18 protein-coding genes are annotated in these 20,636 nt (G+C 67.0%); 14 read left to right on the top strand and 4 right to left on the bottom strand.

The window, feature by feature from the left end:
* Positions 1-22 precede the first annotated feature (22 nt).
* The 5 genes from HFGMBDPB_RS19830 to HFGMBDPB_RS19810 all read left to right on the top strand — a co-directional run bounded on the left by HFGMBDPB_RS19830 (position 23) and on the right by HFGMBDPB_RS19810 (position 6,977).
* Positions 23-1,060 (top strand): siderophore ABC transporter substrate-binding protein, encoded by a 1,038-nt coding sequence (locus HFGMBDPB_RS19830; RefSeq protein ID WP_212646068.1) that lies wholly within the window; start codon positions 23-25, stop codon positions 1,058-1,060.
* Positions 1,061-1,146: 86 nt separating this feature from the next.
* A complete protein-coding gene (locus HFGMBDPB_RS19825) occupies positions 1,147-3,669 on the top strand; it encodes a TonB-dependent receptor (RefSeq protein WP_212646067.1) in 2,523 nt (840 codons plus the stop codon).
* 140 nt (positions 3,670-3,809) lie between these two features.
* Entirely contained in the window at positions 3,810-4,130 is a 321-nt protein-coding gene (locus tag HFGMBDPB_RS19820; RefSeq protein WP_212646066.1) for an ArsR/SmtB family transcription factor, read from the top strand.
* A 42-nt stretch (positions 4,131-4,172) separates the two neighbouring features.
* Positions 4,173-5,705, top strand: a complete 1,533-nt coding sequence (locus tag HFGMBDPB_RS19815) for a sigma-54 interaction domain-containing protein (protein WP_154834834.1) — start codon at positions 4,173-4,175, stop codon at positions 5,703-5,705.
* A 96-nt stretch (positions 5,706-5,801) separates the two neighbouring features.
* Positions 5,802-6,977, top strand: coding sequence for a DUF4272 domain-containing protein (locus tag HFGMBDPB_RS19810; protein ID WP_212646065.1), 1,176 nt, complete (start codon positions 5,802-5,804; stop codon positions 6,975-6,977).
* 355 nt (positions 6,978-7,332) lie between these two features.
* On the opposite strand, the gene HFGMBDPB_RS19805 is transcribed toward HFGMBDPB_RS19810, so the two are convergent.
* The gene (locus HFGMBDPB_RS19805; RefSeq protein ID WP_212646064.1) at positions 7,333-8,019 is read right to left on the bottom strand and encodes a hypothetical protein; all 687 of its coding nucleotides are present in this window, start codon (positions 8,017-8,019) and stop codon (positions 7,333-7,335) included.
* 107 nt (positions 8,020-8,126) lie between these two features.
* On the opposite strand from HFGMBDPB_RS19805, the gene HFGMBDPB_RS19800 reads away from it, so the two are divergent.
* The 3 genes from HFGMBDPB_RS19800 to HFGMBDPB_RS19790 all read left to right on the top strand — a co-directional run bounded on the left by HFGMBDPB_RS19800 (position 8,127) and on the right by HFGMBDPB_RS19790 (position 10,876).
* Positions 8,127-8,804: a S24 family peptidase gene (locus tag HFGMBDPB_RS19800; protein WP_212646063.1), complete on the top strand. Its 678-nt coding sequence runs from the start codon at positions 8,127-8,129 to the stop codon at positions 8,802-8,804.
* 228 nt (positions 8,805-9,032) lie between these two features.
* Positions 9,033-9,752, top strand: a complete 720-nt coding sequence (locus HFGMBDPB_RS19795) for a hypothetical protein (protein ID WP_249343552.1) — start codon at positions 9,033-9,035, stop codon at positions 9,750-9,752.
* Positions 9,753-9,754: 2 nt separating this feature from the next.
* Positions 9,755-10,876: a TraB/GumN family protein gene (locus tag HFGMBDPB_RS19790; protein ID WP_249343551.1), complete on the top strand. Its 1,122-nt coding sequence runs from the start codon at positions 9,755-9,757 to the stop codon at positions 10,874-10,876.
* 703 nt (positions 10,877-11,579) lie between these two features.
* On the opposite strand, the gene HFGMBDPB_RS19785 is transcribed toward HFGMBDPB_RS19790, so the two are convergent.
* The 3 genes from HFGMBDPB_RS19785 to HFGMBDPB_RS19775 all read right to left on the bottom strand — a co-directional run bounded on the left by HFGMBDPB_RS19785 (position 11,580) and on the right by HFGMBDPB_RS19775 (position 14,685).
* Positions 11,580-12,647 (bottom strand): porin, encoded by a 1,068-nt coding sequence (locus tag HFGMBDPB_RS19785; RefSeq protein WP_481769244.1) that lies wholly within the window; start codon positions 12,645-12,647, stop codon positions 11,580-11,582.
* 163 nt (positions 12,648-12,810) lie between these two features.
* Complete coding sequence (locus tag HFGMBDPB_RS19780; protein WP_047327059.1) at positions 12,811-13,656, bottom strand: substrate-binding domain-containing protein; 846 nt, start codon at positions 13,654-13,656, stop codon at positions 12,811-12,813.
* Positions 13,657-13,710: 54 nt separating this feature from the next.
* The gene (locus tag HFGMBDPB_RS19775) at positions 13,711-14,685 is read right to left on the bottom strand and encodes a Bug family tripartite tricarboxylate transporter substrate binding protein (protein ID WP_013803335.1); all 975 of its coding nucleotides are present in this window, start codon (positions 14,683-14,685) and stop codon (positions 13,711-13,713) included.
* Positions 14,686-14,796: 111 nt separating this feature from the next.
* Between HFGMBDPB_RS19775 and HFGMBDPB_RS19770 the strand changes: the two genes are divergently transcribed.
* The 6 genes from HFGMBDPB_RS19770 to HFGMBDPB_RS19745 all read left to right on the top strand — a co-directional run bounded on the left by HFGMBDPB_RS19770 (position 14,797) and on the right by HFGMBDPB_RS19745 (position 20,631).
* On the top strand, positions 14,797-15,699 hold the full coding sequence (locus HFGMBDPB_RS19770; protein ID WP_016449615.1) for a LysR family transcriptional regulator: 903 nt from the start codon (positions 14,797-14,799) through the stop codon (positions 15,697-15,699).
* A gap of 297 nt (positions 15,700-15,996) precedes the next feature.
* Positions 15,997-16,578 (top strand): FMN reductase, encoded by a 582-nt coding sequence (gene msuE, locus HFGMBDPB_RS19765; protein WP_016454049.1) that lies wholly within the window; start codon positions 15,997-15,999, stop codon positions 16,576-16,578.
* Between the two features lie 338 nt (positions 16,579-16,916).
* The gene (locus tag HFGMBDPB_RS19760; RefSeq protein ID WP_017406780.1) at positions 16,917-18,110 is read left to right on the top strand and encodes a substrate-binding domain-containing protein; all 1,194 of its coding nucleotides are present in this window, start codon (positions 16,917-16,919) and stop codon (positions 18,108-18,110) included.
* 3 nt (positions 18,111-18,113) lie between these two features.
* Positions 18,114-18,896, top strand: coding sequence for an ABC transporter ATP-binding protein (locus HFGMBDPB_RS19755; protein WP_012204469.1), 783 nt, complete (start codon positions 18,114-18,116; stop codon positions 18,894-18,896).
* Entirely contained in the window at positions 18,893-19,642 is a 750-nt protein-coding gene (locus tag HFGMBDPB_RS19750; protein ID WP_212646061.1) for a branched-chain amino acid ABC transporter ATP-binding protein, read from the top strand. Before HFGMBDPB_RS19755 ends, HFGMBDPB_RS19750 begins: the two co-directional genes overlap by 4 nt.
* Positions 19,639-20,631 (top strand): branched-chain amino acid ABC transporter permease, encoded by a 993-nt coding sequence (locus HFGMBDPB_RS19745; protein ID WP_212646060.1) that lies wholly within the window; start codon positions 19,639-19,641, stop codon positions 20,629-20,631. Before HFGMBDPB_RS19750 ends, HFGMBDPB_RS19745 begins: the two co-directional genes overlap by 4 nt.
* Positions 20,632-20,636 lie beyond the last annotated feature (5 nt).

Genomic DNA, 20,636 nt, shown 5'->3' with positions numbered 1-20,636 from the left:
CATTTTTCAGGAGAGAAAGCCCATGACCCATCTTTTCCGCATTCCCCACCGCGCGCCCATGCTTGCGCTGGCGGCAGCGCTTTGCCTGTCGGCCTGCGACCGGCCCGCCACACCCACGACCCAGGCCGCAGCGCCGCAGGCGGCGGCCGGCGAGTTCACGCCCGTCACGGTGCAGCACCAGCTGGGCACCACGGTGGTGGAGCGCCCGCCGCAGCGCGTGGCCGCGCTGGACATGAACGAGGCCGACTTCCTCGACCAGCTCGGCGTGCCCATTGCCGGCATGCCCAAGGACTTCGTGCCCCACTTCCTGGCCCGGTACAAGGACGATGGCAACGTGCAGGACCTGGGCTCCATCGTCCAGCCCAACCTGGAGCGCGTGCATGCGCTCAAGCCCGACCTGGTGCTGATCTCGCCCATCCAGGCCAGCGCCTACCAGGAGCTTTCGGGCTTTGCGCCCACCGTGCATTTCGACGTGGACTTCAGGAACAGCGGCACCCGGCACCTGGACACCGTGCGCGATCATCTGCTGACCCTGGGCCGCATCTTCGGCAAGCAGGACCTGGCGCGCGCCAAGGCCGCCGAGATGGACGACAAGGTGGCCCAGGCCCGGCGCGCCACCGAGGGCCGTGCGGAGACGGCCCTCATCGTCATGCACAACAACGGCGCCTTCACCTCGTTCGGCCCGCAGTCGCGCTACGGCTTTGTCTTCAACGCGCTGGGCGTCAGGCCCGCCAGCACGGCGGCCGAGGCCGACCTGCACGGCCAGCCCATCTCCAGCGAATTCATCCAGCAGGCCAACCCGGACATCCTCTACGTGATCGACCGCACGGCCATCATGCAGCGCCGCCCCGGCATGGACGCCGCAGGCATGGACAACCCGCTGCTGCGCCAGACCAGCGCCTGGAAGAACAACCGCGTGGTCTTCGTCGATTCCGAGGCCTGGTACGTCACGGCGGCCAGCGTGACCTCGGTGAAGCTCATGGTCGATGACGTGCTCAAGGGCTACGGCGATGCGCCGGCAGCGGGCGCGGGCCCGGTAGCCGCTGCGGTTGCAAATTGATCGCATTCTCGATTGAGGGTTTGGCTTTCTCGTTCGGAAGACAAGGTGAAACACCCAACGCCTACCCGAATCGAAAGGAGTCCCGCATGGCACTACGCCATCCATCCCGCCCCGCGCACAACGGCGCATCGCGCGCCCTGCCGCACCCGGCCTTTGCCTGCAGGCACACGGCCATCGCCGTGCACATGCTCTGCATGGCGGGCCTGGCACTGGGGGGCCTGGCCGTGGCCATGCCGTCCGCGCTGGCGCAGGCGGCTGCCCAGGGGGCCGCATCTGGAGCCGCCTCCGGGGGGGCACCCGGCGAGGCCCGCCGCGCCTTCAGCATCCCGGCCGGCCCGCTGGGCCAGGCGCTCAACGCCTTTGCCGCAGCGGCCGGCGTGGAGCTGACGGTGGATTCCAGCCTGCTGCAAGGCCGCAGCAGCGCAGGCCTGTCGGGCAGCTACAGCGTGGCCGAAGGCTTTGCCGAGCTGCTGCGCGGCCAGGGCCTGCGCGCCCTGCGCGAAGCCAACGGCAGCTACACCCTGGGCCGCGACCGCAACGCGGCAGCGCCCGTGGACGGCGGCGTGCTCATGCCTGCCGTCACCGTGCGCGCACAGGCTCAGCAGGCGCCGGAAGCCTATGCCGGCGGCCAGGTCTCCACAGGCGGCCGCATGGGCCTGCTGGGCGACAAGGACTTCATGGAGACGCCCTTCAACACCATCAGCTACACCGAGAAATTCATCGCCGACCGCCAGGCCCGCGACATCACCGACGTGATCTCGGCCGCCGACCCCACCGTGTTCAGCACGGGCATGACCGGCATCATCAGCGAGAACTACTCCATTCGCGGCTTCAGCTCCAGCATTGGCGATGTGACCTTTGGCGGGCTGTTCGGCGTGGCGCCGTTCTACCGCGCATCGCCAGAAATGTTCGAGCGCGTGGACGTGCTCAAGGGCCCCTCGGCCCTGCTCAACGGCATGCCGCCCGGCGGCTCGGTGGGCGGCACGGTCAACCTCGTGCCCAAGCGCGCGGGCGACGAGACGCTGACGCGGCTGACCACCTCCTTCATGTCGGATGCGCAGCTGGGCGCCCACATCGACCTGGGCCGGCGGTTCGGCGAGCGCAAGCAGTTCGGCATCCGCTTCAACGGCGTGCTGCGCGACGGCGACGGCGCCGTGAACCATCAGGAAAAAGAGACCCGGCTGGCCTCGCTGGGCCTGGACTGGCGCGGCGATCGTGCCCGCCTGTCGGCCGACCTGTACAGCAGCGAGGACCGCACCGACGGCCTGAACCGCGGCATCAACCTGGCCGCAGGCCTGCCCGTGCCCAGGCCGCCCAAGGCCGACACCCTGCTCAACCCCAGCTGGGCCTTCTACGACACCAAGGACAAGGGCGCCATGGTGCGCGGCGAACTCGACCTGGGCGACCGCGTCACGGCCTATGCCGCCGTGGGCACCAGCAAGACCCGGTATCGTTCCACGGGGGCCTACCTGATCCAGGTCTTCAACACGGCCGGCGACTACCGCACCAACCTGGCCGACCTGGGCTTCGAGATGGACAAGAAGTCGGCCGAGGCCGGCCTCAAGGGCAAGTTCAACACGGCCGGCGTGGGCCACCAGTGGGCGCTCAACGCCACCTACTACACGCATACCGACAAGCAGTTCGGCCGCCGCAACGTGCTGGCCCAGGACTGGATCACCAACATCTACCACCCCATCTGGGGCCCGGCCACCAGCTTCAACGCCCCCCCGATCTCGCGCACCGAACTGCGGCTGACCAGCATCGGCGTGGCCGACACCCTGTCCTTCGCGCAGGACCGCGTGCAGCTCACCCTGGGCCTGCGCCGCCAGCAGGTGCTCAGCGACACCTTCAACGTGGCCACGGGCGCGCGCACCGCGCGCTATGACGAAGGCGCCACCACGCCGGCCGCCGCGCTGCTGGTGAAGGCCAGCGAGCGTGTCTCGGTCTACGCCAACTACATCGAAGGCCTGAGCCAGCGCGCCACCGCACCCATGACGGCGGCCAACGCGGGCGAAGTGTTCGCGCCCTACAAGTCCCGGCAAAAGGAGCTGGGCCTGAAGCTGGACCTGGGCGACTTCGCCCACACCTTCAGCCTCTATGAGATCCAGCGGCCCAACGGCTACACCGATCCCGTCTCCAACGTCTTCTCCTTCGGCGGCGAGCAGCGCAACCGGGGCGTGGAATGGGGCTTCTTCGGCAACGTGGCCACGGGCGTGCGCCTGATGGGCGGCATTGCCTACGTACAGCCCAAGCTCACCCGCACGGCAGGCGGCGTGAACCAGGGCAAGCTGGCGGCGGGCGTGCCCAGGCTGCAGGGCAAGCTGGGCGTGGAGTGGGACCTGCCCGCCGTGCAGGGCCTGACGCTGACGGCCAACGCCACCACGGCGTCCAGGCAGTACATCAATGCCGACAACTCGCTGTCCGTGCCGGGCCGCACCGTGTTCGACATCGGCGCGCGCTACGTGACCACGGCGGCCGGCCATCCGCTCACGCTGCGCGGCAGCATCACCAACGTGGCCAACAAGGCCTACTGGGCCACGCCGCTGTGGACCAGCCTCGGGCTGGGCGCACCGCGCACCTTCATGCTGTCGGCCACGGTTGATTTCTGAGCGATGACAGGGCGGCTTGCCTTCCATCAAGCCGCACCGAGCCTGCGCTGCCGCCCTGCGGGCTATAAACTAGCCCGGTCGGGCGGCAAAGCATGCCAGCCCCCTTGCCCTCCCGCCGTATACCAGGATGACAGACGCCTATGGACAGCCGCAATGACAGCATGGACCTGAGCGACGACAGCGTTTTCGAGAGCGCTGCGGAGTTGTTCCGTGCCATGGCGGCGCCCGTGCGCCTGAAGATCATCAGCGTGTTGTGCAATGGCGAGAAGAACGTGACCGAGCTGCTCGCCAGCATCGCCACCACGCAGCCCAACATGTCCCAGCACCTGAACACGCTGTACCAGGCCGGCGTGCTGGGCCGGCGCCGCGAAGGCGTCAGCATCTACTACTTCATCGCCAACGAGCAGGCTGCGCAGATGTGCTGCGCCATCTGCGCCCAGGTCGCCATCGAGCAGGGCTGAGTGCCGCAGCCTGGCAGGGGCGACTCGGCTAGGATGCCATCCATGCCGCCCACACCCACCCTGGTCCAGCCCCTGCCGCTCGATGCCGACGGCATCCTCGCGCTGGCAGCGCGCTCCATGTTCCAGCTGTTCTCCACCATGAGCCAGGGCATGTTCCTGGCCGACAGGGCGGGGCGCATCGTCTGGGTCAACGAGGGCTACCAGCGCTTCCTGCCCGACCTGGGCGTGGCCTCGGTGGATGAGTTCCTGGGCCACATGGTCGAGGACGTCATCCCCAACACCCGCATGCGCCGCGTGCTGGAAACCGGCGAGCCCGTGCTCATCGACCTGCTCACCAACCGCGCCGGCACCTTCGTGGTCAGCCGCATCCCGCTCAAGGACGATGCGGGCGCGGTCATCGGCGCCATCGGCATCGTGCTGTTCGACCAGCCGGAGACCACGCTGCAGCCCCTGATCAGCAAATTCGCCGTTCTGCAGCGCGACCTGGACGAGGCCCGGCGCGAGCTGGCCGCTCAGCGCAACCGCAGCCTGCGCGTTGCCGTGCAGGGCGAGCGCCGCGCCAAGTACAGTTTTGCCAGCTTTGTCGGCAGCAGCCCGGCCGCCGTGGAGGTCAAGCGCCAGGCGCGCCGCGCGGCCCAGTCGCTCAGCCCCGTGCTGCTGCTGGGCGAGACCGGCACCGGCAAGGAGCTGCTGGCCCATGCCATCCACGCCGCATCGGCCCGCAGCGGCGGCCCCTTCGTCACCGTCAACATCGCCGCCGTGCCGGACGCCTTGCTGGAGGCCGAATTCTTCGGCGTTGCCCCCGGCGCCTACACCGGCGCAGACCGCAAGCCGCGCGACGGCAAATTCAGGCTGGCCGACGGCGGCACGCTGTTCCTCGACGAAATCGGCGACATGCCCCTGAACCTGCAGGCCAAGCTGCTGCGCGCGCTGCAGGAAGGCGAGATCGAACCGCTGGGCTCCAACCAGCTCGTGCGCTTTGACGTGCGCGTGGTGGCAGCCACCTCGCGCGACCTGCCGCAGATGGTGCGCGACGGCCGCTTCCGGGAAGACCTCTTCTACCGCCTGCACGTGCTGCCCATCCGCGTGCCCCCGCTGCGCGAACGCAGGCGCGACATCCCGGCACTGGTCGAAGTCCTCTCCGAAGAACTGGCCCTGCGCAACGACATGCCCCCGCCCGAACTGCTGCCCGACGCCCTGGCCCTGCTGGCCGGCCAGACCTGGCGCGGCAACATCCGTGAGCTGCGCAACGTGCTGGAGCAGGCCGCCATGCGCAGCGAAGACACCGCCATCAACGCAGAACAACTGCGCGAAGTGCTGCGCTCATCCGGCGTGGAACCCGCTGCCCCTGCGCCCGGCCCCGAGACTGCGCCCGCCCCGTCCCCTGCCCACAACAGCCCCGCCGACACCGACCTGCTGCGCCCCCTGGCCCAGCAGGTGGCCGAGCTGGAACGCAAGGCCATCACCGCCACCCTGGCCGCCAACAGCGGCAACAAACTGGCCACGGCGCGCCAGCTGGGCATCTCGCGGGCCACGCTGTATGACCGCATGGCGGTGCTGGAGCTGGGGGGCTGAGTCACCCGCCATCTGCAGGCCGTACCGTGGCCAAGAGGCAGGGCGATTCCTGCTGTTCCCCATCCCGCAGCCCATCCCGGAACCCAGTCCGTGAACATGAAAAACCTCCTTACCCGCCTCAAGACCGCATTCAGCAAGCCTGCACCCGAGCCCGCTCGCCCACAGGAACACCCGCAACACCAGCGCCAGCTGCAAGAACCCCAGGCGGATGCTGCAAAGGACGAAGTACTCATCAACGCCTACTGCACCGTCTGGGACCTTCCTGCGCTTGACTTTCCGCACACGCTGGCCGGGCGCCGCGATCTGTCGGACCCCGAGCTGGCACCGCATCTTTCCGGCTTTGTCGGCTATGTGCTGGGGCGCGGCGATGGGCAGATGACGCGCAACCGCTACCACGCCATGCGCCACATCCAGCGCGTGCAGCAGCACCTGAGCCTGGGCATTGCGCCGGAGCAGCTCGATGCCTTTGCCGGCTGGGCACAGCGCGCCAACGCCATCGCATTTCTGGCGGACGGCAGCATTCGCGACCCGCAGGGCCACATCCTGCTGGCCGCCAACGGCGCCGAGCCCGATGAACAGGCCGCGCTGCCCTATCCGCAGCAGGCCTGGCAGCGCAAGCAGCGCAGCGAGCAGACGCTGGCGCAGCGCGGCTTCATGCCAGCGGCCAGCCTGCCGCCGCTGATCTCCGAGCCCGAACTGCGCATGCGCGCGCCCGACGAGATCGCCGCACGCGCCTTCGCCCTGCTGGCCGTGGCCGTGCGCGCCGAATCGCTGAACGAAGCAATGAACGAAGCAATGAACAGTGGCGAACCGCTCACGCCCGACGAGCTGTTCCACCGCCTGCCAGCCGCCCAGGCCGCGCTCACTCCCAACGAGCGCGACTTCATGGCCACTGCCCAGCCCTCCGAAGAGGCCATCGCCAAGTTCGGCTGGCGCTACGAAGCCGCGTACTTGCTGGAATGGGCGCTGGGCTTGGTCGATACGCTGCCGTTCCCCGATGCCATCTGCGACGTGCCGCTCACCTCGCGCGTCCTGCTGCAGGCCAGCGACTTGCAAGGCGCCCTGCATGCCGCACGCATGCGGCCCGACAGCGACATCCTCGACGCCCTGGACCAGCACTACCGCCTGCACTGGATCGTGCGCCAGGCCCAGGTGCAGCAGCCCGCGCCCGTGGGGCTGAACGCCGACGTGCTCATGGAGCGCCACCACGCCCTGAACTGGCTGGTGCGCTTCGAGGGCAATGACTGGGATGACGTGGACACGCCGACCTGAGGCGTGCTGCGCAGGGCGCCTGGCTGCCGCGACCACAGCTCAACCCGCGCCCAACTGCTCCAGCGTGATGCACGCCAGCCACATTCCGGCTGCGCAGGCAGGCCCGAGGGCAGATGCGCGGAACGCCAGGGCCTGCGATTGAGCACTGCAACGCACTGGCGCACGCATCACCAGGCCCGCTGTGGATCTGCTGCAGCCATGCCGCCTGCCCGGGTTGCCGGCAGTCGTGCCCAGTAGGCTCGGCCTGAAGGCGTGAGCGCCGAGTAGGTCCACAGTCCGTCAAAGCGAAGCCCTCGGGTGAAGCGGTGGGTGAGGTGCGTGGTCTCATCCATGTGGGACCTTGTCGTGGTGGACTTCAACACGGTGCGTGCCCCGCCAATGGCTTTGCATTGCCGCGTTGCGCGGGCGACAGCGTGATTGCGGCCAGGCAGCGGCACTCGCGCCACTGCCCGTCAATGCCATCCACATCGCAATGCCCGTCGCGGTTCACCTGCACCCGCGCCGCATAGCCACAGGCCCAGGGCATGCTCCAGCCAAAGGGAATGGCGAGTAGCGCGACGGGGCGGGGCGCGCGGCATGACGGCCATGGCTTCACCGGCGCGGGCAGCATTCTCTGATGCATCTCCACACCAATCACCCAGGCCCAGAACGTGCTCTGTGGGCACCGGTGCAGCGCCTCTGACTGCAGTTGCAGCACGGCCCCGCCGCCGGCCAGCAGCGCCCGGGTGCAGGACTGCATGGGCATGTGCCCAGCCCCAGCGCTGAGCTGCACCTGCCAACGCGGCATCAGCGCGTGCAGAGCCAGCGCCACATCTTCCGGCCCCGGCCGCAAGGGCATGCCTGGCGGCAGATCCACCGACTGCCACATCTCCCGCCGCAGCACGGCAGCGCAGCGCCGCACACACCACCAGGCGCCATGCGGATCGGCCCTGCCCGCATCCGGCTGCCCCGACCAACAGGCCCGGCCCGATGGCGCGCGGGCGGCGTACTTCCAGCGTGCGGCGAAGCGCAGGCCGGGGGTGAAGTGGTGGGTGATGTGCATGGAATAAGGGCAAGCGTGCATTCACAGAAACGATCAATCGCCATTGCATCGTTGGAATCGCTTCTTGTTAACACCCTTTGGTGTAATTCGTGGGCTCAAGTACACCCATGAGCGACACGTCAAATATCCGTTGTGCGAACTTGAATGCCCTTTGCCTGCGCTTGGGCAGGACCAGTCGGAAGGGCGACAACTCGGGCTCCCCTTTGGAGTTGATCAATCGACTTGGCCGGACATCGAGTTATTGGTCTGATCGCTTGAGAGGGAGAAAGCCCATAGGCGCGAAGCTGGCGCGGGAGATAGAAGAGGCGCTGAACCTGCCGAAATATTCCCTTGACGGGGATGAAGAACACAGCGACTTCGTTCAGGTCTCGCAACTCAGCGTCGGCGTGACCGAAGACTCGGATGTTGGGAGCGCTCTTGTGGCGGAGCTTGGCGCATTGCAGTTCCGGCGCGACTTTTTGTGCTCAGTTGGTGTCAGTGCGGTGAACGCGGCCCTCGTCCATGTGGCAGGAACCAGCATGGAGCCCACGATCCGGGATGGGGCCGTGCTCTTGCTCAATCGTGCGGATGGAACGCCGCGCCGTGGCAGCGTCTATGCATTCGCGTGGGAAGGGCAGATGCTTGTGCGGCGCTTTCAGCGGGTGGGCGATGTTTGGCATGCAGTGGCTGACAACGCTGATAAAAGCGAGCACCCGGATATCGTCATTGCCGGGAAGGCAGAGGGCCTGGTGCAGAGGCATATGGGTTGGGGCCAAGCTCTGAGTCTGTCGTTGCTTGGTGGCTGACTCTTTCATCCGTCGCGGACACTTGAATGCTTTGTGCATGCGTTTGGGATATGGCAGTCGCAGAGCCAAGCGCTTGGCTCTCCCTTGGAACTGATCAACCGGCTTGGCCGGTCGCCCAGCTTTTGTAAATCACCGTCTCGCGACATTGCTGTCATTGAGCAACCGCACCCGCTGCGGCGAGAATGGCATCATGCCGACAGAACGGAGTGACATATGACAAGCCGGATATTGACGGTTGGACTTCTTGCGACGCTGTGCGTTGCGACAGCACAGGCACAGACCCCGCCGGACCTTGCCGATCTTGTCGGCGCGCGCGGCGCCGGCGGGGAAACCCAGATGCAGGCGCGTGGCTACCAGCAGGTGCGCGCCACCCGCGTGCGGGAACAATCCTGGACCTTCTGGTGGAGCGACGCGCAGCGTGCCTGCGTGGCGATTTCCACCGACGATGGCCGCTACGCGTCGATCAACCGCATCCCTGAGCAGAACTGTCGTCCTGGAGGTGTGGCAGGCGACATACCGCCGCGCCCGCACCAGCCGGACGAGCTCACACTCATCTGTTACGGTCAGGGCGAGCATGCAGTGTTCTCCAGCCACTCGGGCTACGAGTGGAACGACAGGCGCAAGCACTACGAGCCCACGCAGCGCGTGGAGTCTGCGAACGAGCAGTTCCAGACCGGTGTGCAGTTCGAGTTCCGCGATGGCCGGGGACGCATCCACCTGAGCGACAAGATGATTCCGCCCCTGCATTCCGGCGGTGTCGACGGTTGGTGGCAGCTGGAGGATGTGCAGATGTCGCCCGACCGCATCACGGCGCGCTATCAGGTCAACGGCCTCAACAGGCTCAGCGTGAACATCGACCGGCGCACCGGCATGGTCGAGATCAAGGACAAGCCCGGCTTCGTCGGCAAATGCGACCAGGGAGACTGGGGCGCGGGCCGCAAGTTCTGAAGATGGAGGCCTCCACCCCTACAACCGACAGCGGCCCTGTGCGCAGCACGCTGTCAATCCGCTTGACCACATTGCTGTGGGCAGTGCTTGTGCTTTGTTTCGTGGCGGGCCTGCCGATCCTTCTCGGTGCGAGTTGGCTCTCGCTGCCTGCTTTGCTACTGGCGGCCGCGCTGATCGCGGTTCCGCTGGTCTGGACTTGGCGGCGGATCTCGCGTTCGTCCAGGGCACGGTCCTGGGCTGCAAGTTGGCTGCATGGCAGCGTCGGATTGTGGTTTTTGTTGTGCGGATTGGCGGCAGCACCGGTGTATGTCCTTGCCGTCATGACCGAGACACGTCCAGCCATCGTGCCCACCGTCGCCATGTCCAACGGACCCCGCACCGTCGTGCTGCAAGGCATGCAGCACGTGGGTGCCGAGCGGTTCTTCAAGACCATCGTCTACGACCTTGAGAAGGCATTAGCCGACGGTTATGTGTTGGCCTACGAAGGCGTGGCCAACAGCGATCCGGAAGCCGACGCCTGGTTCAAGAAGGTCCTGACCCAGGGTAAAGACCTTGGCGACAGCTACCGAGAGCTTGGCCAGAACTGCGGTCTCGCCTACCAGATCGACTACTTCGGGCCGGTGGTGGCTGATGCCAAGGCCCACCCCGAACGGCACGTGACCATGGACGTGGACACGCGAGCGATGAAGCAGGAATACGACAGATTGGTGCAGAGCGACCCAGCCTTCGCGGCAGCGATGCGCCAACGTGAAGTGCAGCAAGCCACCGACGCTGAAGACGATTCATCGGACGTCGTGGCGCGTGTGATCGAATGGCAGAAGTCTGGCGATGAGCGGCAGGTCACGCTCGCCGGCACACTGTGCCGCGGGTTCATGACCTATGTGATGCGCCGTTCCGGCCAGGGCGGCGGCGGGGACCTGGACCCGGTGGTGCTCGACTTCCGCAATCGCCACCTTGCAAGGCAATTGCTGGATGACAAGCGCCCGAAAATCTACGTCACGTATGGCGCTGCGCATCTGCCAGGCGTGATGGAAATCATGCAGCGTGAGCCAGGCTGGAAGGTGGAGTCGGTGAAGTGGATGCGCACCATCTCGGCGCCTGAGCATCTGGAGGGGCGGCTTTAACCTGGCGGGGACGCATGGCGCCGAGTGTCTTGGTCGAGACTGCTGTCCGGTCTTGAAAACAGACAACACCCGCGCAGCATTCAGCCTCGATTCGCGTCTCTTGATGCACCAAGCGCGCTGCTGCTCGTGCGGAGCAGGGGGCCTGTGCGGCGGCTCTTCTCCGCAGCGGTCGCTCGCGGCTTAGTGGGGTACGACTGCTGATGGCCGGTAGTGCGCGTTCGACGGCGAAGTCTGGAAGACCGCAACCGCCGCAAAGCCGACACCGACAGGCCCGCGACGAACGACTGCAACGGGTCGATAGCCGTCGTTGGGTTGTCGCCGCTGAACGTCGTCAACCAGCCTGAAGCCGTCGCTCGAAAGTCTTCGCGCGACAACCACAAGAAAGGCAGTCGATGAAAAACCTATTGCGAAGGACGGCGATCACGGCGTTGCTGGCAACTCTGGGATGCAGCCAGTCGCCGAGTGGCCGGTAGGAAGCGACGCAAAGCGTCGATGTTCTGCTGAAAAATGGCCACCCGCAGACAGTGGCATTTGTCCTCAACGCAGGGGACGTTTGCGCATTCGGCCAGCAGTGGAGCTTTGAAAAGGAGCTGCGTTACAAGGAAGTGATCTGCCCCCAGGGCAAGGGCTGGATCACTTCCGACACGCCATTCAAAAAGCTGGGCGGTTGAGTTGGCAATGGGGCGAGTGCTCGCAGCGCCCCTCAGAAGCTATGCATCAACCCCGCAGCCACCCCCGTAGCCACATCCTTGTTCTGCCCGCCCTGAAACCCTCCGCTCCAATGCGTGCGGTCCAGTTCCGCATACAGCTTGCTGCGGCGTGACAGCTTGTATTCCGCAAACAGCAGGGCGCGGGTGTAGCCGTCTGCGGCGCGGCCGCTGCGTTCGCGTTCCACGCGGTACAGGGCGGCGGTCAGGTCCAGCGTGCTGCGGGCGGACCAGGTGGCGCCCAGCGAGTGCACGCGCTGCACGGTGCGGGCGGTGGTGGCGTTGGTCTGGCCGTCGCTGCGCGCGGTGTTCAGCGCAAGGCGCAGCTTGTCCCATTGGTAGCTGGCGCCCAGGGTGGCGGCTTTCAGCTCCCACTGGTCTGCGGTCTTGAAGCGCTGGTAGGCGCCGGAGACGGTCCATGTCTTCGTGCCATAGGCCAGGCCCGCGCCGGCCGATGAGCGGGCGGAGCCGCCTTGCGCCGTCTCGCCGAAGCTGTACATGGCGCGGGCGGTGAGGCCGCCAAAGCGGCCGGTGTACTTGACCGAGTTGTCCAGCCGGTACGAGCCCGTGGTGGCGCCCGCGCTGCCGTATTCCACGCCCAGGCCGTGGCTGCTGAGCGCGGCGGTGGCGATGTTGGGGTTGAAGGAGGCAAACCGCATGCCCACGGGGTCCACGGGGCTGATGGCCTCTGCCAGCAGGTTGGTCTGGCGGCCGGCCGTGACCTGGCCCCAGCTGCCGCCCAGGCCCACGATGGCCGCGCGGTCGAAGAACTTGCTGGAGTTGGCGGTGGTGCCGGTGTCCAGGTTCAGGCCGGTTTCCAGGTTGAACAGGGCGTACATGCCGCCGCCCAGGTCTTCGCGGCCCCGAAACCCGAAGCGGCTGGTGGTGTTGACGCCGCTGGACAGCGCGGCGCCCGAGGTGTTGCTGGCCGCGTTGGCAGCGGTGAGGCCGCTGGTGTAGCGCACGCCGGTATCGGCAATGCCGTAGAGCGTGATGCTGGATTGCGCAAGGGCCGACAGCGGTGCGGCGGCAAGGGTGATCAGCACCAGGGTTTTGGTGTTCATGGGTGTGGCGAGGGTGATAGGGCTGGGCAGCGGCATGCCGCAGCAGTGCCGTTGCAGCGCCGCTGGATGGAGGTCGAACCGGGGAGGGGGAAGGCCCCCTGTGTGTCGAGGGCCTTGAGTGCCTAGAGAGCCTAGAGGGCCTTGAGGGCTCGGGGGCCTGCCGTCAGGGCTTGGCCGCCGGCTCCATGCCGGTGCTGCGCACGATGGGCGCAGCGGCGGGGGCTGCCAGGAAGCGGATCAGGTGTCGCGCCGTGTCAGGGCTCTTGGCGCCGGTGGCCACGCCTGCGGAGAAGAAGACGCGCTGCTGCACTTCATCGGGCAGGGGGCCGACGAATTCCAGCTCCTTGAACGGCAGCAGTTCGCTGACCTGCTGGAAGCCGATGTCCGCATCGCCACGCAGCACCACGGCGCCCACGCGCTCGCTGAGGATGCGGGTGGCCTTGCCCTTCATCTGCTCGGCCACGCCCAGGCGCGGGAACAGTTCGTTGGCCAAGTAGGTGCCGCTGGCGCTGGCCGAGTAGGCAACGGATTTGGCGTCCAGCAGGGTCTGCCTGAGCGCGTCCACGGTGCTGATGTCGGGCTTGGGCGTGCCCTTGCGCACGCTCATGCCGATCATGGAGCGCGCCAGGTCCACGCGGCTGCCCGCTTCCACCTTGCCTTGCGCTGCCAGGTTGTCCAGGGCCGAGTCGGCGAGGATGACCACGTCGAACTGCTCGCCCCGCGCCAGCCGGCTGGGAATGGAGTCCTGCGCATTGCCCATGGAGGCGCCGCGCGAGGTGACGACCTTGTGGCCCGTGGCCTGCTCGTACAGGGGTATCAGCTGGTCGTAGGCGGCAGAGAAGCCGCCCGAGGTGACCACGCGGATTTCATCTGCGGCGGCGGTGGAGGGCGCGGCAGCGCCCAGGGCCAGGCCCAGGCTGAGGGCGCCGCCCAGCAGCGCGCCCAGGGTGCGGCGGCGCAGGGTGGATGGCACGGAGGACTGCAGGGGGGTGGAACGGATGGCGGTCATGGTTTGTCTCCTGGTTTTTTATGGTTGGGGAACGGCTAACGGCTGGCGAGGGAATCAATCGGCGGTGATTTTTCGCTCGCGGATGATGCGGCCCCACTTGGCGTGCTCGGCAGCAATGAACTGGCCCAGTTCCTCGCGGGTGCCCGGGGCGGCGGTCTGGCCGTGCTTGAGCAGGTTGTCGCGTACTTCGGGGGTGTTCAGCACCTTGACCAGCTCGGTGTTCCAGCGGTCCAGCAAGGGCTTGGGCGTCTTGGCGGATGCCACGAAGGCGTACCAGTTGGTGGCGTTGAAGCCGGGGAAGCTTTCGGCCACAGTGGGCACGTTGGGCAGGTAGGCCGGGCGCGTGAGGCCCGTGGTGGCCAGCGGGATGAGCTTGCCCGATTCGATGTGGGGCAGGGCCGTGGGCGGGGCTGCGTAGAAGGAGGTCACGCGGTTGCCCAGCACGTCCTGCAGGGCGGGCGCGCCGCCCTTGTAGGGCACGTGCAGGGTGTCGATCTTGGCGACATCGTTGAGCAGTTCACCGGCCAGGTGCGATGCGGAGCCGGGGCCGGTGGAGGCGAAGTCCAGCTTGCCGGGTTCGCGCCTGGCCTTGGCCACGTATTCGCCCAGGGTCTTGATGCCGGTGGCGGCCGGCACGACGAGCACGTTGGGAAAGTTCACGCCCATGGTGATGGGGGCCAGGTCCTTGAGCGGGTCGTAGCCGATCTTCATGAAGTGCGGCGCAATGGCCAGCGGGCCGATGGAGCCGAAGAGCAGCACCGAGCCGTCGGACGGGCCATTGGCCACCTGCGTGTGGGCCAGGTTGCCGCCCGCGCCGGGCTTGTTTTCCACGACCACGCTCTGGCCGATGTTCTCGCCCAGCTTCTTGGCGATGATGCGCGCGGCAATGTCGGCCGAGCCGCCTGCAGCAAAGCCGACCACCATGACCACGGGTTTCTTGGGGGGGAAGTCCTGGGCCTGGGCGGTGCCCACGGCCAGGGAAAGAAGGGCTGCCAGGGCGCCGCCCGCGATCAGTCTGCGTTGGTGCATGTCGTCTCCGTTTGTTGGTCTTGCCTGCCCGCAGGGGGCAGCGTTATCAAGGGCGCCATCCTATGCAGGGGCTGCTATTCTGTGAATTGCAACTTTTGGAGGGACTGTTGCATGCAGCGCATCAAATTCGACATGGGGGAGCTGATCGCCTTCGTGACCACGGCCGAGAAGGCCAGTTTTCGCCTGGCCGCAGAAGCGCTTTTCCTGTCGCCGCCTGCCTTGAGCCGGCGCGTGGAGCGCCTGGAGTCGGTGCTGGGCGTGCGGCTGCTGGAGCGCACCACGCGGCAAGTGAAGCTGACCGAGGTAGGCCATGAATTCCTGCAGGAGGCGCGCCGGGCCCTGGCCGGCCTGGACGAGGCCGTGCAGCGCGTGGATGACCAGGTCAAGCTGCGCCGTGGCCGGGTGACGGTTGCCTGCGTGCCTTCGGTGGCCACCAATCTGCTGCCGCCCGTGCTGAAGTCCTTTGCCGTGGAGCAGCCCGATGTGCAGGTGCACGTCATCGACGAGAGCGCGCACCAGGTGGTGGAGGCCGTGCTGCGCGGGGAGGCGGATTTCGGCCTGAGCTTCACGGGCAGCCAGGAGCCATCGCTGCGCTTTGAGGCGCTCACGCGCGAGCGCTATGTGCTGGCCATGCCGCGCAGCCACGCCTGGGCCGGGCGCAGCCAGGTGGAGTGGGCCGAGCTGGCGGGCAAGCGCCTGGTCTCCGTCTCCCACCAAAGCGGCAACCGGCTGCTGCTGGACCAGGTCATGGCCGGCCTGCCAGAGCAGCCCGTGGCCTGGCACGAATGCAACCACGTCACGGGCGCCCTGGCCCTGGTGGAAGCGGGCCTGGGCCTGGCCGCCGTGCCCCAGCTGGCCCTGCGCCAGGACCATGCCCAGGTCTGCGGCGTGCCGCTGACCGCGCCCGATGTGTGGCGCACGCTGGGCCTGCTGCAGCGGCGCGATCGCATGCTCGGGCCTGTGGCGCAGGCCTTGCGGGAGTGTCTGGTGCAGGCCCAGGAAGCGGGCCGCTGAGCGGGAATGCCGGTTCGGCAACGGCCCGCTTGTGCGCGATGCAGATGCCCGCCTCGCTTGTGGCCCGGATGCTCCCCCGAACAGCACCGACGGGGCAGGTTTAAGGCTTTATATGAGTTTCAATCATGTAATTGTGAGATAAAACCATTTTACTTCATTGATTTGGCTCCATATCATCCGCTCCCATTGTTCGTTTGCATTTTGGGAAGCAGTCATGGCCATCACTTCACCTCGGACCGCATGGTCGCCACAACCGGCTCCCGCGTTGAACCCGGGCCATCTTGCGTGAGAGCAGCAATGACACGTCCACTTCGTCTGGTCGCCGTATCCGGCGGACTGCAGCGCCCCTCCAAGTCTGCCGCCCTGGCAGAGCATCTGTCTGATCTGATCGCCGACGAAGTTCCGTGCGAACAACGCCTGGTGGAGCTGGGCCAGCTCGCGCCGCAGCTTGCCGGCGCGGTGTGGCGCTCGCAGTTGCCCGAGACGGTGGAGCGGGAGCTTGCGGCGGTGGAGCAGGCGGATGTGCTGGTGGTGGCCACACCGGTCTTTCGCGGCGCCTACACCGGGTTGTTCAAGCACTTCTTCGACTTCGTCCACCAGGACGCCTTGATCGACAAACCCGTGCTGCTGGCGGCCACCGGTGGAAGCGAGCGCCATGCCCTGGTGATCGACCACCAGTTGCGGCCGCTGTTCAGCTTCTTCCAGGCGCGCACCCTGCCACTGGGTGTCTACGCGACCGACAAGGATTTCGTGGACTACCGCCTGCACGACGAGGCACTGCTACAGCGGGCCGCGCTGGCGGTTCAGCGGGCATTGCCGCTGGTCGAGCTGAGGCAGCGCACCATGCCCCATCTGGCCGAATCAGCGGCTGTTGCCTGAAGAAAACAACGGTTTTCTCTCCATTCCCATGGGCCACCCGAACTCATGAAGCTGCTGGCCGGCCAGGACGTGATGGTGGGCCAGGCGCAGGGGAACATCCCAGGAATTCATGGTTTGCCCTGTATCGGATTCAGGCAGCTGTCTTGGAAAAAGACACTGAATCTGTCCAATGGCCAGACACTTTCGGCCCTGGCACGGGCTGCCTGGCCCCGGGGGGCGCAAGGCCGTCCCTGTCTTGGTGCCGCCTGGGCGTGCCTGGCACAAAGCATGCATGGTCCCCTTGCAAAACGGCAGGCCCAGCCAGGCCATCAAGCCGCAAACCCCAAAGGAGACAAACCATGCACCGCCGCCCCTTCCTCCATTGCACCATAGCACTCGCCGCCATGGCCGCTGCAGCTCCTGCTGCACTGGCCCAGCAGGGCGAGATCCGCATTGCCCACGTCTACAGCAAGACCGGCGCGCTGGAGGCCTATGGCAAGCAGACCCAGGCCGGGCTGCTGATGGGGCTGGAGTACGCCACGGGCGGCAGCATGGCGGTGAATGGCAAGAAGCTGGTGGTGATCGAGAAGGACGACCAGGGCAAGCCCGACCTGGGCAAGAGCCTGCTGGCCACGGCGTATTCCGATGACAAGGCCGATCTGGCCGTGGGGCCCACGTCGTCCGGCGTGGCGCTGGCCATGCTGCCGGTGGCCGAGGAGTACAAGAAGATTTTGCTGGTGGAGCCGGCCGTGGCCGATTCGATCACGGGCGACAAGTGGAACAAGTACATCTTCCGCACGGGCCGCAACTCCAGCCAGGACGCCATCAGCAATGCGGTGGCCATCGACAGGGCGGGCGTGACGATTGCCACGCTGGCCCAGGACAACGCCTTCGGCCGCGACGGGGTGAAGGCCTTCAAGGACGCCATCAAGAAGGGCAAGCTGGCGCATGAGGAGTACCTGCCTGCCGCCACCACGGATTTCACGGCAGGGGCGCAGCGGCTGATCGACAAGCTCAAGGACCAGCCGGGCAGGAAGATCATCTGGATCGTGTGGGCCGGGGCGGGCAATCCGTTCAAGATCGCGGACCTGGATCTCAAGCGCTACGGGATCGAGATCGCCACGGGCGGCAACATCCTGCCCGCCATGGCGGCCTACAAGAATCTGCCGGGCATGGAAGGCGCCACGTACTACTACTACGGCATTCCCAAGAACCCGGTGAACGAGGCGCTGGTGTCCATGCACTACAAGCAGTACAAGACGCCGCCGGATTTCTTCACGGCCGGCGGCTTCTCTGCGGCCATGGCCATCGTGACGGCGCTCAAGAAGACAGGTGGAGACACCAAGACCAACGGTCTGATCAAGGCCATGGAGGGCATGAGCTTCGACACGCCCAAGGGCCAGATGACCTTCCGCAAGGAAGACCACCAGGCCCTGCAGAGCATGTACCACTTCAAGATCCGCGTGGACCCGGCGCTGGCCTGGGGCGTGCCGGAACTGGTGCGCGAGATCAAGCCCGAGGAGATGCAGGTTCCCATCCGCAACGGCCGCTGAGCAATGTTGCGCACAGAGGATCTGACCATCCGCTTCGGGGGCCATGTGGCCGTCAACGGCGTGAGCTGCGCTTTCGAGCCGGGCACGCTGACGGCCATCGTGGGGCCCAACGGGGCGGGCAAGACCACGTATTTCAACCTGATCTCGGGGCAGCTCAAGGCCACGGCCGGGCGCGTGCTGCTGGGCGGGCGCGAGCTGACGGGGCTGGCCCCTTCGGCGCGCACGCGGGCCGGGCTGGGGCGGGCATTCCAGCTCACCAATCTGTTCCCGCACCTGAGCGTGCTGGAGAACGTGCGCCTGGCCGTGCAGGCGCGCGACGAGGGGCCGCACCGGCGCGGCCTGAACCTGTGGAGCATCTGGAGCGACCACCGGGCATTGACGCAGCGGGCGCTGCACATCCTCGACCAGGTGGCCCTGTCCGCCCGGCGCGACGAGGCCGTGGCCGCGCTGCCGCATGGCGACCAGCGCAAGCTGGAGGTGGCCTTGCTGATGGCGCTGGAACCCCAGGTCTATATGTTCGACGAGCCCACGGCGGGCATGAGCCATGACGAGGCGCCGGTGATCCTGGACCTGATACGCAAGCTCAAGCAGGACCGCAGCAAGATCATCCTGCTGGTGGAGCACAAGATGGATGTGGTGCGCGAGCTGGCCGACCGCATCATCGTGCTGACCAATGGCACGCTGGTGGCCGATGGGCCGCCGGCCGAGGTCATTGCCTCGCCTGTGGTGCAGCAGGCCTACCTGGGTGTGGTGCCGGAGCAGGGCGCCGTGAAGGAGGCCGCATGAGCGCTGCCGCCAACCTCAACCCAAACCCCAACCTGCTCGAACTGTCGGGCGTGCACACGCATATCGGGGCCTATCACATCCTGCATGGCGTGGACCTGGCCGTGCCGCGCGGGCAGCTGACCATGCTGCTGGGGCGCAACGGCGCGGGCAAGACGACCGCGCTGCGCACCATCATGGGCCTGTGGCGGGCCAGCCAGGGGCGCATCGCCTTTGGCGGGGCCGACATCACGGCCCTGCCCACGCCGGCGATTGCGCGGCTGAACATTGCCTATGTGCCCGAGAACATGGGCATCTTCGCGGACCTGACGGTGCAGGAAAACCTGCTGCTGGCCGCGCGCGGCGCCTCGCGCGCCGACCGCATGGACGCGCAGCGGCTGCAGTGGATCTTCGGCATGTTCCCGGCCGTTGAGAAGTTCTGGAACCACCCGGCCGGCAAGCTGTCGGGCGGGCAAAAGCAGATGGTGGCGGTGGCGCGCGCCATCGTGGAGCCGCGCGACCTGCTGATCGTGGACGAGCCCAGCAAGGGCCTGGCACCGGCCATCATCGAGAACATGATCGCGGCCTTCGCCCAGCTCAAGGCGGGCGGCACGACGATTGTGCTGGTGGAGCAGAACCTGGGCTTTGCGCGCCGCCTGGGCGACCGCGTGGCGGTGATGGACAACGGCCGCGTGGTGCACGCGGGCGGCATGGCCGAGTTCTCGGCAGACGCGGCGTTGCAGCAGTCGCTGCTGGGGCTTTCGCTATGAACAAGCTGAACAGGCTGGATGTGGATTTCAAGCCGCTGCTGCTGGTGCCCGTGCTGGCCCTGGCGGCGCTGCCGCTGGTGGGCTCGGCCTCGACCTGGCTGACGCTGACGGTGGCGGGGCTGGCCATGGGGATGATCGTGTTCATCATCGCCTCGGGGCTGACGCTGGTGTTCGGGCTGATGGACGTGCTGAACTTCGGCCACGGCGTGTTCATCGCGCTGGGCGCCTTCGTGGCCACCAGCGTGCTGGGCGCCATGGGCGACTGGACGGGGTCGGACCAGCTGTGGCGCAACCTGCTGGCCGTGCTGCCGGCCATGGTGGTGGCCATGCTGGTGGCGGGTGCCATCGGGCTGGCGTTCGAGCGCTTCATCGTGCGGCCCGTGTACGGCCAGCATCTCAAGCAGATCCTGATCACCATGGGCGGCATGATCATCGGGGAGGAGCTGATCAAGCTCATCTGGGGCCCGCAGCAGATTCCGCTGCCGCTGCCCCAGGGCATGAAGGGCGCCTGGCTGCTGGGCGATGCCGCCGTGGAGAAGTACCGCGTGGTGGCCGTGCTGGTGGGGCTGGCGGTGTTTGCCCTGCTGGCCTGGACGCTGTCGCGCACCAAGATCGGCCTGCTGATCCGCGCGGGCGTGCAGGACCGCGAGATGGTGGAGGCCCTGGGCTACCGCGTGCGCCGCCTGTTCGTGGGCGTGTTCGTGGCGGGCTCGGCCCTGGCCGGGCTGGGCGGGGTGATGTGGGGCATGTACCAGCAGAGCGTGGTGCCGCAGATGGGCGCGCAGGTGAATGTGCTGATCTTCATCGTGATCATCATCGGCGGGCTGGGCAGCACGGGCGGGGCGCTGATCGGCGCGCTGCTGGTGGGGCTGATGGCCAACTACACGGGGTTCCTGGTGCCCAAGGTGGCGCTGTTCTCCAACATCGCGCTGATGGTGGCCATCCTGCTGTGGCGCCCGCAGGGCGTCTATCCCGTGGCCAACCGCTGAAGGAG

The organism is Delftia sp. PE138, assembly GCF_018320755.1.
Classification (GTDB): domain Bacteria; phylum Pseudomonadota; class Gammaproteobacteria; order Burkholderiales; family Burkholderiaceae_C; genus Comamonas; species Comamonas tsuruhatensis.
The sequence above is the reverse complement of the archived record's forward strand: the minus strand, read 5'-3'. Positions and strand labels throughout refer to the sequence as shown.